At 53.9% G+C, this 16,102-nt stretch carries 16 protein-coding genes and 1 pseudogene; all 17 read right to left on the bottom strand.

All coding sequences use genetic code 11. The features are described from left to right. Positions 1-11: 11 nt before the first annotated feature. Positions 12-1,154: a protein-glutamate methylesterase/protein-glutamine glutaminase gene (locus HM1_RS10175; RefSeq protein ID WP_012283301.1), complete on the bottom strand. Its 1,143-nt coding sequence runs from the start codon at positions 1,152-1,154 to the stop codon at positions 12-14. A gap of 77 nt (positions 1,155-1,231) precedes the next feature. Further along, entirely contained in the window at positions 1,232-2,119 is an 888-nt protein-coding gene (locus HM1_RS10170) for a MinD/ParA family protein (protein WP_012283300.1), read from the bottom strand. Beyond that, positions 2,116-3,420, bottom strand: coding sequence for a flagellar biosynthesis protein FlhF (flhF, locus tag HM1_RS10165; RefSeq protein ID WP_012283299.1), 1,305 nt, complete (start codon positions 3,418-3,420; stop codon positions 2,116-2,118). The genes HM1_RS10170 and flhF overlap by 4 nt, the downstream gene beginning before the upstream one ends. Before the next feature lie 3 nt (positions 3,421-3,423). Continuing rightward, a complete protein-coding gene (gene flhA / locus HM1_RS10160; RefSeq protein WP_012283298.1) occupies positions 3,424-5,484 on the bottom strand; it encodes a flagellar biosynthesis protein FlhA in 2,061 nt (686 codons plus the stop codon). Between the two features lie 46 nt (positions 5,485-5,530). Further along, on the bottom strand, positions 5,531-6,610 hold the full coding sequence (flhB, locus tag HM1_RS10155; protein ID WP_236995013.1) for a flagellar biosynthesis protein FlhB: 1,080 nt from the start codon (positions 6,608-6,610) through the stop codon (positions 5,531-5,533). Between the two features lie 43 nt (positions 6,611-6,653). Beyond that, a complete protein-coding gene (fliR, locus tag HM1_RS10150; protein ID WP_012283296.1) occupies positions 6,654-7,454 on the bottom strand; it encodes a flagellar biosynthetic protein FliR in 801 nt (266 codons plus the stop codon). Positions 7,455-7,475: 21 nt separating this feature from the next. Continuing rightward, positions 7,476-7,751, bottom strand: a complete 276-nt coding sequence (gene fliQ, locus HM1_RS10145) for a flagellar biosynthesis protein FliQ (protein WP_012283295.1) — start codon at positions 7,749-7,751, stop codon at positions 7,476-7,478. A 21-nt stretch (positions 7,752-7,772) separates the two neighbouring features. Next, positions 7,773-8,537, bottom strand: a complete 765-nt coding sequence (gene fliP, locus HM1_RS10140; protein WP_041313726.1) for a flagellar type III secretion system pore protein FliP — start codon at positions 8,535-8,537, stop codon at positions 7,773-7,775. Beyond that, entirely contained in the window at positions 8,534-9,172 is a 639-nt protein-coding gene (locus HM1_RS10135; protein ID WP_187147771.1) for a FliO/MopB family protein, read from the bottom strand. The genes fliP and HM1_RS10135 overlap by 4 nt, the downstream gene beginning before the upstream one ends. 45 nt (positions 9,173-9,217) lie before the next feature. Further along, on the bottom strand, positions 9,218-9,580 hold the full coding sequence (locus tag HM1_RS10130) for a response regulator (RefSeq protein WP_012283292.1): 363 nt from the start codon (positions 9,578-9,580) through the stop codon (positions 9,218-9,220). Between the two features lie 17 nt (positions 9,581-9,597). Further along, a complete protein-coding gene (fliY, locus tag HM1_RS16455; protein ID WP_012283291.1) occupies positions 9,598-10,725 on the bottom strand; it encodes a flagellar motor switch phosphatase FliY in 1,128 nt (375 codons plus the stop codon). Between the two features lie 153 nt (positions 10,726-10,878). After that, on the bottom strand, positions 10,879-12,501 hold the full coding sequence (locus HM1_RS10120; RefSeq protein WP_012281187.1) for an IS1182-like element ISHmo2 family transposase: 1,623 nt from the start codon (positions 12,499-12,501) through the stop codon (positions 10,879-10,881). Between the two features lie 139 nt (positions 12,502-12,640). Further along, positions 12,641-12,832, bottom strand: a pseudogene (locus HM1_RS10115) (chemotaxis protein CheC); the annotation flags it as partial. Beyond that, a complete protein-coding gene (fliM, locus tag HM1_RS10110; protein ID WP_012283289.1) occupies positions 12,825-13,820 on the bottom strand; it encodes a flagellar motor switch protein FliM in 996 nt (331 codons plus the stop codon). The pseudogene HM1_RS10115 and the gene fliM, both read right to left, overlap by 8 nt. A gap of 50 nt (positions 13,821-13,870) precedes the next feature. Beyond that, positions 13,871-14,356 (bottom strand): flagellar basal body-associated FliL family protein, encoded by a 486-nt coding sequence (locus HM1_RS14710; protein WP_012283288.1) that lies wholly within the window; start codon positions 14,354-14,356, stop codon positions 13,871-13,873. An 89-nt stretch (positions 14,357-14,445) separates the two neighbouring features. Beyond that, complete coding sequence (locus tag HM1_RS10100; RefSeq protein WP_012283287.1) at positions 14,446-14,676, bottom strand: flagellar FlbD family protein; 231 nt, start codon at positions 14,674-14,676, stop codon at positions 14,446-14,448. 57 nt (positions 14,677-14,733) lie between these two features. After that, positions 14,734-16,062: a flagellar hook protein FlgE gene (locus HM1_RS10095; protein ID WP_012283286.1), complete on the bottom strand. Its 1,329-nt coding sequence runs from the start codon at positions 16,060-16,062 to the stop codon at positions 14,734-14,736. Positions 16,063-16,102: the final 40 nt, after the last annotated feature.

The raw sequence follows: 16,102 nt of genomic DNA, 5'->3' as shown, positions 1-16,102 counted from the left end.
TAGTTGCCAAACTATCTGTCCTGCAATGATTTTACTATCTCATCGGCGACGCCGGTTAGGGGGACTACCTTGTCAACACAGCCTGATTCGATGGCCACTTTCGGCATCCCGAAAACCACACAAGTCGAGGCATCCTCCGCAATCGTACGTCCCTGACGACTCTTGATCATCTTCATTCCTTCCGTCCCATCTCCACCCATCCCGGTCAAAATTACTCCCACCATATGAGACCAGAATTGCTGGGCAACGGAGAGCATCATCACATCCACAGCCGGTCTATGTCCGCCTACGGGCGGTTCCTGAGTCAATTTCACCCGGAGTGTCCGTCCAGCGCCTGGCTGTTCCGCCATGGTCACCTTGAAATGATAGTCGCCCGGCGCGATATAGACGACACCCGGTTGAATCTCTTCGCCGTCTTGAGCCTCTTTCACCTTCAGGACCGATGCGGCATCGAGACGCTCCGCCAGCGAGCGGGTGAAGCCGGGAGGCATGTGCTGTACGATAAGGACAGCCGCGCCGAGATCGGCAGGGAGTTTGGGAATGACCTCATAGAGCGCCTTTGGACCGCCTGTAGACGTGCCGATCAACACCAGTTTATTCAGCCGCTGTGAGCCTATCGCCGGAGGCGTTTTGGCCCGAGCGACCGGCGCTGAAACCTGAACCGGCGCGGGTAGAACCGATGGGATTGTCGCTGCCGACGGTGGAGAAAGCGGTGGCTTCAGCGTTCGGAAATCAACTGCCCGACTTCGAACTTTAGCGATGGCTGCTACTTTTAATTTGCTGATCAATTCCTGGCGGACCTTGTGGATATCGAGGGAGATGGCGCCCGATGGTTTCGGGACAAAATCGACAGCCCCTTTTTGTAACGCCTGCATAGTGGCGTCAGCGCCCTGCTGGGTCAAACTGGACAGCATGACGACCGGCATCGGTCGGGAGGCCATGATGCGTTCCAAGGTGGTTAGGCCATCCATGACAGGCATTTCCACATCCAGGGTAAGCACATCAGGAGACAATTGGCCGATCTTTTCTAAGGCATCCTGCCCGTTGCGCGCAGTTCCCACGACGACCATACCCGGTTCGGCAGCAATCATATCCGATATCACTTTGCGCATAAATGCGGAATCGTCGACAACCAACACTTTGATCTGCGGCATACGATCACTCCCGGACTTTTCTGCCGTCTCTTTGTTTTTCTTCCACGCAGGCTAGTTTTTTTCCTGCCTGACCTGCTTTACCGAAAAAAGCTTTTCATCTGTTGAAACAATCGGGTGATTCCCCCTCCTGTTTCGGGTCTTACCGGCAGGCTGCAGAGGGTTGCCGCCAACCGCGAAAGGGCCAAAGATGCCGGGGAGTAGGCATTTTGCAAATAGAAGGGCATCTGGGACTTGACCGCTTTCGGTACCGATGGATCATCGGGAATCGTGCCGACGATCAAGATGTCTCGCTGCAAAAACTGGGAAACAGCCTTGGATAATTTTTTTGCCACCATGTCGCCTTCTTTTTCATCGTCGACACGGTTGATGACCACGGAGATCGGCTTACCTCGTTGCAAGGCATCGACTGACTTGATCAAGCCGTAGGCGTCGGTGATGGCCGTAGGTTCCGGGGTGGTGACGACCAGCAGTTCATCAGATGCGAGTATATAGGAGAGAACGTTCCGGGAAATGCCAGCGCCCGTATCGATCAGAAAAATGTCGGCAGTACTCTCCATCACAGACAATCGGGAAATAAAATCATCCAATTCCTTGGCGCTTAAATCGGCCAGTTCGGCAACGCCTGAACCGCCGGAGATGGTCTGGATCCCTTTTGGTCCAGTAAAGACCACCTCATCGAGTGTCTTCGCCCCGCGGATCACATGGTACAGGTTATAAGGAGGTACCTTCCCTAAGATCACGTCGATGTTGGCCATACCCATGTCGGCGTCAAGGATCATGACCCGCATCCCGTAATCGATCATGGCCAGACCGAGATTCAGCGTCAGGTTGGTCTTGCCGACACCCCCCTTTCCGCTGGATACGCAGATCATCCTCGTCGCTGGTGAGTCGCCTCGAATTGTCCGTTCCGTCGTCTGCCGCATGTTGTTCATCATGATCCGCAGCTTTTCGGCTTGATCTTTCATTGGTTCGTCTCTCCATAGATCAGATTGGACAGTTTATTCGGGTCGGCGACCTCCATATCATCGGGCACGTTCTGCCCGGTGGTGATATAAGAAAGCGATTTGCCTGTTCTATGAATCAAGTTCAGGATAGAACCATAATGATTCGTCTCATCAAGCTTCGTAAAAAGGTAGCGGTCGATATTCATCCGAGAGAAGCCCTCGGTGATCTGGAGCAAATCCTTGAATTTTGTCGTAGCCGACAACACCAGGATGGAGTGGCTCGGTTGACTCTGTTCCACATAGGCAGCCAATTCTTCCAACTGGCTGTCGTTCTTGTGGCTCCGCCCTGCCGTATCCACCAAGAGCAGTTCCTTATCCCGGTGACGTTCGATAGCGGAACGCAGCGCCTGGGGCGTGAAAACGACATCAACGGGAACGCCGATGATGTCACCGAAGGTCTTTAACTGTTCTACTGCGGCAATCCGGTAGGTATCGGCTGTGATCAATCCCACTTTGCGCCGGTTGACGATGGAAAAGGTCGCTGCCAGTTTGGCGATGGTCGTTGTCTTCCCTACGCCGGTAGGACCGACCATCATGACGACTTCCTGGCTTTTGCCAGAGTCCGGTAAAAAAATCGGCCGAGGTTGTCCTAGAATAGACGCCAACTGAGCCAACACGAGCCGGCGCACTCGCTCGGGATTCCAGCCATTTTGTCCGTCGTTGCCTTCGAAGATCTGCCGTATGATCTGACGAGCCAAGGCCTCGTCGACCTCATTTTCTCGCAGACGTTTGAAGGCCATATACAGTTCGACGGGAAGGGTTGCCTCCCCTTCGTGCAGTCGTCCGAGGATCTCGCCCATCAACATTTTTATCTGTTTGAGCTCTGTGTCTATGACGCCCTGGCTGCTTTTTCCTTCCGATTCACTTTTTTTTACGATCTCCCCTCCGGTCGCCAACCCCGCGCCGGCGATCACGTCGTCGGGGCGAAGGGTACCGCCGGAGCGAGAGGCGCCGGCAGGGTTAGCGAGCGGTAGGCGCCTCAAAGGCTCGCCCTTTCCGGGCAGTTCGCCAGGTCGAAGCAGTCCCTGGGGCTCGTTGGCTCGGGCAGGACCGACAGATTCACGTGAAGCAGCCTCCCGGGCGATGACGGCGCTGTCTTCCACCGCACCGGTGATTTCCACCATCTCTCGGGCGAAGAACCCCAAGATGCCACCCTCTTTGATCTTCCGGGTGTGGAGGATAACGGCATCTTTGCCCATTTCCTGTTTCATTTTGTTCATGGCTTCCTGCACCGTCGGCGCGACGAATCGTTTGACCCGCAAGACTTACTTCACCATCCCAATCGTCTGTACTTGCAGTTGGGTGCCGATCTCATTGTAAGACAGAACAACCAGATGAGGTACAACCCGCTCGGTCATGCGTTTGAAGTAAAGGCGAACAATAGGTGCACAGAGGACCACCGGTTGATAGCCCATTTGGGATACTCGCTCTACCTCCGAAGAAAGGGCGGAGAGTATCTGCTGCGCCTCCATCGGATCGATGGCCAGGTAGGTGCCCTGCTCCGTTTGCTGGATCGCTTCCCTGATCCGGTTCTCCAGCGAAGGGTCCAGAGAAATGACCGCCAATTCGTTCGTGCCCGGAACCAGATAGGGTTTGACGATTTGACGGGCCAAAGCCTGGCGGGCATACTCGATCAAGACATCGGGGTCCTTAGTGATGCGGGCATGGTCGGCCAGCGTTTCCATGATGGTGACCAGGTCGCGGATGGGAACGCGTTCCTTGAGCAATCCGGCCAGGATCTTCTGCACGTCGCCGAGGCTGAGGAGATCGGGGATCAGTTCGGATACGACGGCCGGGTGGGTCTGCTTGACATGGTCGACCAGGGTCTGCACATCCTGGCGGCCAAGGATTTCGTGGGCGTGGGTCTTGATCACTTCCGTCAGATGGGTGGCGATGACGCTCGGCGGATCGACGACGGTGAAGCCGGCCAATTCAGCCTGATCGCGCATCTGTGCGGTGATCCACTTGGCGGGAAGTCCAAATGCCGGTTCTTTGGTGTCGATTCCCGGTATGGAACCGTCATCGAAACCGGGCGCCATGGCCAGATAATGGTCGGGCACCAGTTCGCCGCCAGCCACTTCAACACCTTTGATCTTGATGGAATAGGCGTTGGGCTTCAGCTGCATATTATCTCGCAGGCGGATGGGGGGGACGACAAGTCCCAATTCCAGGGCGCACTGACGCCGGATCATGATGACGCGGTCAAGCAGATCTCCCCCCTGCTGGGTATCGACAAGGGGGATCAGGGCATAACCCATCTCCAGTTCAAGAGGATCCACATTGAGCAGAGAGATGACGTTCTCCGGTTTTTTGATCTCCTCGATCTCCTGCTCCTGGGCTTTCTCAATTTCGGCGACAGCCGTAGCTGCTTTGACACGGGTCATCTGATAACCGAGAAAGGCAAGAAAGGCGCTCATAGTAAAGAGCGGAAAAGGCGGGAGGCCGATCACCCCCAGCAACGCGAGCACCCCTGCCCCGATGTAGAGGATGCGGGGACGACCAAACAGTTGCCCAGTTAGATCCTGTCCCAGGTTCGAATCAGAGGCAGCCCGGGTGACGATGATACCGGTGGCTGTTGAGATGAGGAGCGCTGGGATCTGTGTCACCAAGCCATCGCCGACAGTCAGAATCGTATATTTCATGGCCGCTTGGCTGACGGAGAGGTTCTTTTGCAGCACCCCGATAAAAAAGCCGCCCAGGATGTTGACAATCAAGATGACGATGCCGGCAATGGCGTCACCCTTGACGAACTTCGTCGCGCCGTCCATGGCGCCGTAAAAATCGGCTTCGCGCTGGATATCGCGCCGGCGTTTTTTGGCTTCCGCTTCGTTGATCATGCCCTGGTTCAGGTCGGCGTCAATAGCCATCTGTTTGCCGGGCATCGCGTCAAGGGTGAAGCGAGCCGCCACCTCGGCCACCCGTTCTGCGCCCTTAGTGATGACGATAAATTGAATGATGACAAGAATGACGAAGACGATGAAACCGACGATAGGGCTGCCGCCAAGAACAAAGCTGCCAAACCGTTCGATCACCTGTCCCGCATAGCCTTCCAGCAACACGAGACGCGTCGACGACACGTTCAAGGCCAGCCGAAAGAGTGTCGTGATCAGAAGCAGCGTAGGAAAGACGGAGATCTCCAGGGCGCCTTCCACAAACATCGTAGCCAGCAGGACCAACATGGCGATGGTGATGTTGAAAATGAGCAACATATCCAAAAAGACGGGATTCAAGGGGATGATCATCATGATCACGGTGGCCAGGATGGCGACGGCCACAGCGAGATCGGTATAACTGATGGCGCCGTTCTTGGTCTGCGGCGCAGCCATGGACTCACATCCTTTCCGGTCCCTTCCGATTCTCCCTTAACGAAAATCAGGCTCGTTTTTTCTTCAGACGATAAACGAAGGCAAAAACCTCAGCGACCGCTTGAAACAGTTCGGCAGGGATTTCTTGACCGATCTCCACGGCACGGTACAAGGTCCGGGCCAGCGGTTTATCCTCCACCAAAGGTATCCCGTGGTCTTGCGCCACCGCTCGGATCTTCAAGGCCACATAATCCTGTCCTTTGGCGATGACGACAGGAGCAGTCATGCTTCCGCTTTCATATTTTAGCGCCACGGCGAAGTGTGTCGGGTTCGTGATCACTACGTCGGCCTTGGGAAGTTCCTGCATCATCCGGCGCATGGCCATTTCGCGCATGCGCTGTTTGATCTTGCTCTTGATCTGGGGATCCCCTTCTGCCTGCTTAAACTCATCCTTCACTTCTTGTTTCGACATTTTCAGTGATTCTTCATGCTTATACCATTGATACCCGTAGTCCAGGGCAGCGACAAGGAGCAGCAGCACAGCGACCCGAAAACCGACATCGTAGGCGACTTCGGAAATGGCTGCTACCGCTGTTTGAACATCCATGCCGAGAAGCTTGGGAAAGAGATGCAGGTGCTTGACCACCGCAGAATAGGCCACATAGCTGATGACAGACACCTTAAGAAGCGATTTGACCAATTCGACAAGCGAACGGCTAGAAAAAATATTCTTCAGACCGGCAATGACGTTCAGTTTTCCCCAGTTCATTTTCAAGCCTTCTGAAGAAAACAAAAAACCTACCTGCAGGTAACTGGCCAACAGGCCAGCCGCCATTGCGGCCAGCATAAAAGGCGCAATCATCAGCATGGTCCGTATCGCGATGGTTGTGCCCGTCGTGATTACCGAGACCGGCGTCACTTCCTCCAAGGTCACCGTCCCCAAGAGGTAGACCATCATGCGCTCCATGCCGTCCATCGTCTGGACGCCGAGACTGCGCAAGGCCAAAAAGCCGAAAAGCAGGATGAGGGCTGTGTTGACCTCCTGACTTTTGGCCACCTGGCCCTTCTTGCGGGCTTCTGAGCGACGTTTTGCAGTCGGTTTTTCTGTTTTTTCACCGGCAAACCACTGCAAGTCCCACTTCAACATCGGCTTCATCCCTCTTTTTTTGAAGCCCTTTTTTATAGCGATTTTATGGGCTGAGAATCCGCAGGAAATCGGACACTTGGGTAAAACTCAGAGTAAACAGACGGTTTAATCCATCGATATAAAAGGGGAGCGTAATCCATAAGAAGGCGACGCCCACGATGATTTTCAAGGGAATGCCGATGACGAAAAGGTTCATTTGCGGTACCGTCCGTGAGACAAGACCCAGGGCGATGTCGTTGATCAGGATGATGCCGATGATCGGCATGGCCAACTGAACGCCGATCAACAACACCCCGGAGACGAGACGGACGATAAAGTCGGAGATGCTTCCTGCTAAGGCGAGGCTGAAGGGACTGCCCGCCGCCGGCAGGATGCGGAAGCTGTCAGCGAGCACCTGGATCAATAGGAGATGACCGTCAAAAATGACGAAAATCAATAAAGCGAGGATCTGCAAAAACACACCGGTCATGGGAACCTGGGCGCCCCAGAGAGGATCGATGATATTGACGATCCCAAAGCCGAGTTGAATATCGATCAGGTGGCCCGCTGTCAAAATGGCGGCAAATAGGAGCTGCAGGATAAAACCGATGGCAAGGCCCAACAAAAGCTCTTGCGCCACGACGATGACATAGCCGAACAACTCCTGCGGGGGAACCGGCAAGGCGCCGTCCGGCATGGACAGAAAGAGGATCAAGGCGATCATGAAGGAGAGTCCGATCTTCGCCAGGTTATTGAAACCGGGAAAGTTGAAGACCGGCGCCAAGACCAAGATGCCGGCCACCCGGATCATCATCAGGAGCAGCACATCCAAATGATTGAGCATGATGTTGATGACCGCTTCCAATGTTGATTTCCTCTCCCGTAATTATCGAATGAAGGTGTAGGTGTTCAAAGAGCCCAGCATCTGATCGACATATTTCATCATCGCCTCCAACATCCAAGGGCCAAAGAGGAGAATGACGACGAGGACGGCGATGATCTTCGGTACAAAAGTGAGCGTCGCTTCCTGAATCTGAGTGGTCGCCTGAAAAACGCTGATCACCAGACCGACAAGCAAGCTGGCGCCCAGGAGCGGCGCAGAGATCAGCAAAACGGCGGCCAAGGCGTCGCGCCCCAATTGGATCACCAGTTCCGGTGTCACAGCCATCCTCCTCTTCGAACGTCATTGGTAGCTGAGGATCAAGGAGCGGACGATGAGGTACCATCCATCCACAAGCACAAAAACGAGCACCTTAAAGGGCAGGGAGATCATCATCGGCGGCAACATCATCATCCCCATCGACATAAGCACAGATCCGACAATCATATCAATGACAATAAAGGGCAGGTAGATGACGGCCCCGATCTGAAAGGCTGTCTTCAATTCACTCAGAATGAATGCCGGAATCACAACCTTGATAGGGATGTCCCGGTACGTTTGCGGCTGTTCCATGTCTGACATATTGACGAACAAGGCCAGATCTTTTTCCCGGGTCTGCTTCAACATAAACTCCCGCAAGGGAGTGGACGCCTTTTCCAGCGCCTGCTCCTGCGAGAGAGTGCCGGCTAGGTAAGGCTGTAAGGCTTGATCATTGATGGCTGACCAGGTGGGCGCCATGATAAAAAAAGTTAAGAATAAGGTCAAACCGATCAGCACCTGGTTCGGCGGCATCGTCTGCAAGGCAAGGGCTGTTCGGGTAAAGTGGAGGACGACGATGATACGGGTGAAACAGGTCATCATGATCAGGATCGACGGCGCCAGCGACAGAATGGTCAATAGGAAGAGGATCTGCAGGCTTGTCGAAACCTCTGTCGGATTTTCCGTCGATTCGACACCGAAGCTGACTGTCGGTATCTGCAAAGGCGCAGCCAGCGCAGGCGTCACCCAGTAAAAGATTGCCAATAATAAAACCAATAAAATGAAGCCTCGGCCATAGGAGGACTTCACAGCTTGTCCTCCCCTTCCCTATCGGGTTCTCTTCTTCTCTCCCGTAGCGCATGGAGTCGTTGAATCTGTTTCGTCATTTCCGCATGGAAGGACGGAACTGGATCAGATTGGCGATTGCTCTTGCCCAGCAGACCACTGAGAAGATCGATCCCCCATGCCGTCGGAGCTTGGCGCTCCTCTTTTTGAACCTGTCGCAGCGCCTCAATGACCTGGGCATCGGTGATTTCCATGATCGGTTGAACGGAATGGTCGGTAACGCCGATGACGAAGATCTTTCCCGCAATATCGGTGACTACGAGGTTTTTGTTCGGCGCCAGGCTAACCTGGTCTAACACGGCCATCCAATTTCCCTGTCCGGCCGTCTGCTGTTTCTTTTTCCAGAACTTTACGACAACCCAGCCGGTGATCCCTACCAGGAACAGCGTGCCGAACAATCGAATAAGCAGGTCTCCTGTCGACACAGGACCCCGTTTTTGTTCAGTTTCGATCCGTTGCGTATAGGTCTGGTCTAGGATGCTTCCCGGCGCCGCATCCGCCGCCGTTAAAACCACGGGAAGAGACAGCAGGAACGAAAGGATCCCAAAAAACACCAGGCCGCCGATGATCCGGCGGCCAATACGCCGACTGTAGTTCATCCTCATCTCCCACTTGTTGTTCAGGAGAGCCTGATTGAGCAACCTTTAGGCTAAGGCCTTGCGGACAGCCTCCAGGACTCGGTCCGGCTGGAAGGGCTTGACGATAAAGTCTTTGGCGCCGGCTTGAATAGCATCGATGACCATCGCCTGTTGACCCATGGCGCTGCACATGATGACGCGGGCATTCGGATCGACCTGGCGGATGGCGCGAACAGCGTTAATACCGTCCATTTCTGGCATGGTGATATCCATGGTGGTCAAATCAGGGCGAAATTCCTTCCATTTTTCTACAGCCACAGCGCCGTTTTCCGCTTCAGCGACAACCTGATATCCGTTCTTAGTCAGGATATCCTTGATCATCATGCGCATGAAAGCCGCATCATCTACAATCAGAATCCGGTTTCCCATTCTCCATCATCCTCCGTTTATTGTAAATTGCCTATCCTTTCGATGGGACTGACGATATCAGTGATCCGCACACCGAAGTTCTCATCGATGACGACAACCTCTCCCTTGGCGATCAGCTTGCCGTTGACCAATATATCGACGGGCTCGCCGGCAAGTTTGTCAAGTTCGATGACCGAGCCGGGGCCAAGATCGAGGATATCCCGGATGGTTTTTCTCGATTTCCCCAGTTCGACGGTAACCTGCAAGGGGACATCCATGATCAGCCCAAGGTTGGTTGTGTCTTTTCCGCTGCGCTGTGGCTGCAAGGGCGCAAACTGGACCGGCTGCACCGGCACGGGCGGCGCTTGCGGCGAATAGGTAGCGGCAGGTGGCTGCGAGGGATATGCCCCGGGAGGCGCTCCGTAGTACCCCGGCGGCAGGTAACCGTACCCTGGAGGGGGATACCCCGGCGGTTGGCTGCCGTATCCCGGCGGCGGGCTTCCATAACCTGGCAAGGGAGCAGCCGCCATCGGCGGTTCCATTGGAGGGTGGGAAGCCGGCGGGGGATAGGTAGCCGACGATGGCGGCGCAGCCGGAGAAGGAGCGCCAGGCGGCGGCGGAGTCGACGAAGGAGCGCTAGGCGGCGGCGCCTGCGGGCTTGCGGAGGCGGACGACATATCCCCCATCAACCCGGAGACGAGTTGTTTCGCGAAGGGAATGGGGTAGATCTGCATCAACTCGCTGTCGACAAGTCCTTCGATGACCATCCGGAAGGATACTTTGATCACCGGATCCACATCTGGACGGGGTAGCTTTTCACTGGCAAAGTCAATGGTGTTTAACATCGGTGGTGAGATATCGATCTTTTTCTGCAACATGGTGGCCATGGAGGTGGCTGCCGAACCCATCATCTGGTTCATCGCCTCTGAAATGGCACTGAAGTGGATCTCGTTCAATTCCGCTGGCGGTGACATGCCGTCTCCACCCATCATCAGATCGACGATGATCGCCACATCAGATTCGCGGATGATCAGCACATTGTTGCCTTCCAATCCGGCAGTATAAGTCACATCGACGACGACAAAGGGAGAGGGATAGTCTTTTTGCAGCGCCGCTTTAGTCGTCACGTAGACGCGGGGCGTCGTAATGTCAACTTTTTTCCCCAATAGAGGCCGTCTAGAAAATAAGCAAATTCCTAGCCAGCCCTTGCAAAAGCATGATTTTTTAATACAAACAGCAAAAAACTAGAGTCTTTTTATCGGTCTCACCAGCCCTTTTTGAGGATTTTCCTCAAAAAGGGCAGATCTCCCCCTTGCACCTTATGCGGCTTTTTTGAAAGCAACACCGCGTAAGGCGCTCACCTCCAACACCATGGTTGCATTCTTATCATTTCGTAGACGGTTGAGTTTTTGAAAGTTCGCCGCTAACGCGCTGAGCCGGGCGGCATAAGCCAGATTTCGTTTTCCGATACGGCGAACCCGGCGCAGTCCGTAACGGTTGACCAGTTCATTTTGCTTGGCTTCGATGCGGCTGCGAAGACGCATCTGTTCCTTATAGATTTTCGTTTGGGAGTGCTTTGCCGCCTCGAGCATGACACCATAGGCGTTGTGAATAAAAATCGTGCGCCGATGTTTCTTTTCTTTAAAACAGGTCGTGTAACGAGGGCAGTGCTTGCAATCATGGTCCTTGGCGCGAAGCACGAAGTTCTTCCCATCTGCCACTTCCGAATAGGTGGTGATGACTTTTCCTCTCGGGCAGATCAGTTGTGTTTGGTCTTCGGAAACTTGAAATCCCTCGCCCGCGAGGATATCACATTTTGTCTTTGGTGAAAGTGGCGCCACTACGTCAATGCCTTTTTCCTTGAGGGTGACACGGTCATCGCCCGCACCATAGTGGGTATCTCCAATGATCGTCGGGTTTTCTACACAATCGGTGGGAAGCTGATCCGCTAACGGCACCAGACTGGAGCCGTCATAGTCGTTGGCTTTCATGGCCTCGGCGGCGGCGATAAATCCGGAATTTCCGACTTCGACGATGGCCATCTTATACCCGCGCCATTTCGTCTTGCCCTTACAACCGAAACGGGCTTCGCTGTCTACAGCCGAAACTATCATATCTTTGACAGAACCGCCGGGGGCTATCTCAAGAGTTCCATCATCTTTCCGAATGATTCGTTCACGGAGGATACGGCAAAGCAAAAGGGCGTAATGAATGACATCGGGCTTCTTCTTCCACGAAGCCTCCGATGACTCCACGTAGGCCAGCAGTTCGTCAGCCTCGCTGACCACTTCAACAAGCCGTTCCATTTTGGCCTTATCGTCCAGGTTATGCTCTTTCACTTCCGTCACTGTTTCCAGGTAACGTACCGCCCGAGGGGCATGGGGGATTGCATGCCATGGAACACTGTATTGCTTCGCCAAAAGACGCACCAACAGGCGCATGGCTTGGCGGATCAGTTCGATGGTCGTGGGGGCACTGATGGGAGCTATGACATGGGTCGTGTCCGTTATCCAAGGTTCTTTCCCTGTCAAAACGCCCAGGTAGTACATCAACCGGATAAAGCGATCGAGATAGACCTTATCAAGTTCCTTTTGGATGAGCCGTTGCCGGTGGACGCCAAAATTGGCGTGATCAATGCCCGGTTCATCGAGGGCCATTCCTAACGCAAACTTGACCTCGATGTTCACACGTGTCTGTGCTTCCATCCCCCGGTCTGTTTCGCCCAGCATTTCCTGTAACATGCAGGCCATCGTCATCTGCCGGGCCGCATGACTGGGACGTCCGTTGTCAAGGCAATAGAGACCTGTAAAATCCTCCGGTTGTATTAATAGGGGCGCCAATTCACGAAACAGGCGAAAGACGGAATCGGCAGGCACAAGTTGGTCCCAGAGGGCTGCAAAGTCGTAAAAGCTAACTTGGGGGTCCACATCGAATCGAAACAAGGTACATCGCCTCGCTATAAACAGTCTTTGTACCTATATCCTTCGACGCGAAGAGTCAAATTCCCTTTAAATTCCACCAATTTCCATATAAAAACGTCTTGCTTTTTGCCCTCTCTTGAGGGGGTTTTTAGACAGACTCCAATAAGGTAGAAAGGGTTGTCGCCGCCGTTCCCATGGAGATATTGGCGATTTCGCCGATTACATCCTTTTCCAGATCGCTGAAGTCAGCCTCCGGTTTCGCTGTATCCTGCAGCGTTGTGGGTTCACTGGCGATGTCGACGCCTCTCAACAGGGCATCAATTTCCTCCTGGGAAAGGACGCCGCTACTCATCATCTGTCTCAACTCCTTTTTCGTAGGTCGCTGTGATCTGAATACCCAGCTTGGACCCGGAGAGGCCCGGACGCGCCAGATACTTGACCCGCTGACCGATGAGCACTTCCAGTTCGGAATCGGCACGATTGTCCAACTGAATCACGTCGCCCAGTTGCAGGTCCAGGAGTTCAGAGACGCTGAGGGTGGTGCGTCCCAACAGCACGGTGATGGGAACCAGCGCCCGTTCCAGGCGATTGCGCAGTGCCTCTAATTGTTCTGTCGTACGCTCTTTCGCCGCGTTGGAAAACCAAAAATGGGCGCTCAACTTGCTGATGATCGGTTCCAGTAATATATAAGGCAGGCAGATATTGATCATGCCCTCGACGTCGCCGATTTTGCAGGCCAGGGTGATGACGACGACCATCTCGGTGGGCGCGACGATCTGAATAAACTGCGGGTTTGTCTCGATCATCTCCAGGCGGGCTTTCACCTGGGCGATGTTGTCCCACGCCTCGGTAAAACTGTCCAGCATGCGCCGCGTCGTCCGCTGAAAAACAGATTGTTCGATTTCTGTCAAACCGCGAATCTTATCCGGCGGGTTGCCTGTTCCCCCAAACAGGCGGTCAATGACAGCAAAGGCGATATTCGGGTGGATCTCCATGATCCCGTTGCCATTTAACGGCGACATGGTGAAGATGTTGACGATGGTCGGGTTAGGAATGGAACGGATGAATTCTTCGTAGGTCAACTGGTCCAGGGATTGCACCGATATCTGGACGAGTGTGCGCAGGTTGGCGGCCAGGTAGGTCGTCAAACTGCGGCAGTAGTTTTCATAGATGACCTGTAAGGTGTGGATCTGGTCCTTAGAGAATTTATTCGGTCGCTTAAAGTCGTAAACGCGGATCTTGCTGGTCAAATCATCTTTGACATCCTCGGGGGTTACCTGACCGCTAGCGAGGGCGGCCAGGAGCGCGTCAATCTCTGCCTGGGACAGAATATCGCTCATGTCCTGCCCTCACACCTCCTGAAATCTGTCGTCTTGCTTTCAGGCAGGACTTATTGATAGACAAGTTCCTGGAAATAGACGTTGCGAAACTTGTCGGCACCGAACTGTTTGTTCAAGGCGACCAGTATGTCTTTCTTGACTTTTTCCTTGCTCTCAGTAACTTGGAAGTCCTCCACCGTTTTGGCGCTGAGGATATAGAGGATCCGGTCGCGGATGACCGGGAGCTGTTCCTTCAATTCGGCCAGCTTTTTCTCATCCTTTTTCTCCTCATTCAGTTCAAGGATCACCTTGGCTTTCAGAAAGCGCTTTCCGCCGGGGTCTGCCAGATTGGTCGTAAAGTCGCCGGCCTCAAAAAGAACCCCCACCGTCTTTGGTGCAGCGGCCTTTGGCGTGTGGTCCGATACTGCGTCCGGGCTGATAAAGAACTTGAATACGGCTACAGCGATGATGGCCGCCGCCACCAGCACGGCAACGGCGATGAAGATCAACTTCATGTTCAACGGTTTCTTTTGGGGCGCGTTTTCGGTTTCAGCCATTCCGGAAAAACGCTCCTTCCTTGGCTAGGGTGTAAATACATATGCAGGCGTTGCCTGACCTAATTATACATTCATTCGAGTTCTTCCTGCTAGCTCCTTCTTTTTGTCAGCGCCTCATCGATGTTATCGTCAAGGCAGGCGTTGTGACAGGCGCGACGGTAGGCGATCACCTTCTCCACCACCTCATCGGGCTTTTCCAATACGACGATCTTCTTGCCTGTCGTTAAGGTGATGATCGTATCCGGAGTCGCTTCCACCTGTTCGATCAATTCCGCGTTGATCACCAGTTCGCTTTGATTCAGTCGCCTGACTTTGATCATCGCCCCGCCCTCCATTGTCAATGAAAAAGAACGGGCGGGACACCCGCCCGTCATGGACTATCGTTTCAAGTTGACCAGTTCTTCCAGCATGCTGTCGGAAACGGAGATGATCCGGCTGTTGGCCTGGAAGCCGCGCTGGGTGGTGATCATGTCGGTAAACTCCTGGGACAGATCCACATTAGACATCTCCAGCGCCCCCGGGGTGATGGCGCCGCGACCGCCGACAGCCGGCTGGCCTGTTTTCGGCTCGCCCGAGTTGTTCGTGCGCGTGTACAGGTTGGAGCCTGCCTTGAACAAACCAGCAGGGTTGGAGAAGGTGGTCACAGCGACCTGAGCCATTTTTCGATTCTGTCCGTTCGAGTAGGTGCCTGTCAACACACCCGCCGCGTCGATGGCATAGCTCTTCAAGTCGCCATCGGCGTAACCGTTTTGGCTAAGCTTATCGATCGTCGTCTCTGAATTGAACTGAGTGATGGCGTGCAGGTCGAGGTAGAGCTTGGTATCTTTTTTTACATCAGGAATTTCAAATTTAGCCGTATAAGTACCATTAGGCATTGCGCCAATATCATCGACACCCAGGCCGGGAAACTTAAAGTCAACACTATCAGAAACTTGAAAGCTCTTAAATAAACCATTGGTGCTGAATAGCATCGTCCCAATAATATAACCATTGGCCGTAGTTATTTTTTTGCTCTGTGGATCTTCTGTAGTAATTCGGGCCGAAACCTGCCATGTGTTTGGTGTGGTCGCATTGCTGACATTTTTGAACGTCAGCACAAGGTTGTGCTTGCCGCCTCTTGAATCATAGATCTCTATCGATTTTTGTATTGGCTTAGCACTGGCCTGTAAGCTATACAGATTTTTATTAAATTCAACCCTATTCGTCGCTGAAGCTGTCATCTGCAGTTTATCCTTAATATTGATCGGCACAGGATCCCCGTTGGCATCGATCTCTCCTGTAGCATCGGCTATATAGCCCATCACCTTCATGCCATTATCGGTGCGGATGAAGTTGTACTCCGTATCGAGATCGAAGTTGCCGGCCCGCGTGTAGTACCGTGCGCCGCCGTCATCGAGCAGAAAGAATCCATCCCCCTCGATGGCCAGGTCAGAATTCTTGCCTGTTCCCTGGACGCTGGCGGGCGTGAAGACCGTCTCCATCGTAGCGATGTTCATGCCGAGACCGACCTGCATGGGGTTGGTGCCGCCCCGCCCGCCTTGCGGAGATGAGGCGCCTCGGATGGTCTGGTTGAGGGCGTCGGCGAAGGTGACGCGGCTCTTTTTAAATCCAATCGTATTCACGTTGGCAATGTTATTGCCGATGGTGTCCATCCGCGTCTGGTGGTTGCGCAAGGCGGTGACACCGGAGAAAAGGGATCGCATCATGGGGTAAACGACCTCCTTGATGTTTGAAACGGATGGCCGC

It is taken from the genome of Heliomicrobium modesticaldum Ice1 (genome assembly GCF_000019165.1).
Taxonomy (GTDB): Bacteria; Bacillota; Desulfitobacteriia; order Heliobacteriales; family Heliobacteriaceae; genus Heliomicrobium; species Heliomicrobium modesticaldum.
Note: the sequence above shows the minus strand (reverse complement) of the source record. Positions and strands in the feature narration are given on the sequence as shown.

Excerpts from the sequence above, each read along its gene's own strand:
- HM1_RS10100 (WP_012283287.1), bottom strand. The coding sequence starts at position 14,676 with ATGATCAAAGTCAGGCGACTGAATCAAAGCGAACTGGTGATCAACGCG.
- HM1_RS10130 (WP_012283292.1), bottom strand. The coding sequence starts at position 9,580 with ATGGGAAACCGGATTCTGATTGTAGATGATGCGGCTTTCATGCGCATG.
- HM1_RS14710 (WP_012283288.1), bottom strand. The coding sequence starts at position 14,356 with ATGGCTGAAACCGAAAACGCGCCCCAAAAGAAACCGTTGAACATGAAG.
- flhA (WP_012283298.1), bottom strand. The coding sequence starts at position 5,484 with ATGGCTGCGCCGCAGACCAAGAACGGCGCCATCAGTTATACCGATCTC.
- HM1_RS10175 (WP_012283301.1), bottom strand. The coding sequence starts at position 1,154 with ATGCCGCAGATCAAAGTGTTGGTTGTCGACGATTCCGCATTTATGCGC.
- fliM (WP_012283289.1), bottom strand. The coding sequence starts at position 13,820 with ATGAGCGATATTCTGTCCCAGGCAGAGATTGACGCGCTCCTGGCCGCC.
- flhB (WP_236995013.1), bottom strand. The coding sequence starts at position 6,610 with ATGTTGAAGTGGGACTTGCAGTGGTTTGCCGGTGAAAAAACAGAAAAA.
- HM1_RS10095 (WP_012283286.1), bottom strand. The coding sequence starts at position 16,062 with ATGATGCGATCCCTTTTCTCCGGTGTCACCGCCTTGCGCAACCACCAG.
- HM1_RS10170 (WP_012283300.1), bottom strand. The coding sequence starts at position 2,119 with ATGAAAGATCAAGCCGAAAAGCTGCGGATCATGATGAACAACATGCGG.
- HM1_RS10135 (WP_187147771.1), bottom strand. The coding sequence starts at position 9,172 with ATGAACTACAGTCGGCGTATTGGCCGCCGGATCATCGGCGGCCTGGTG.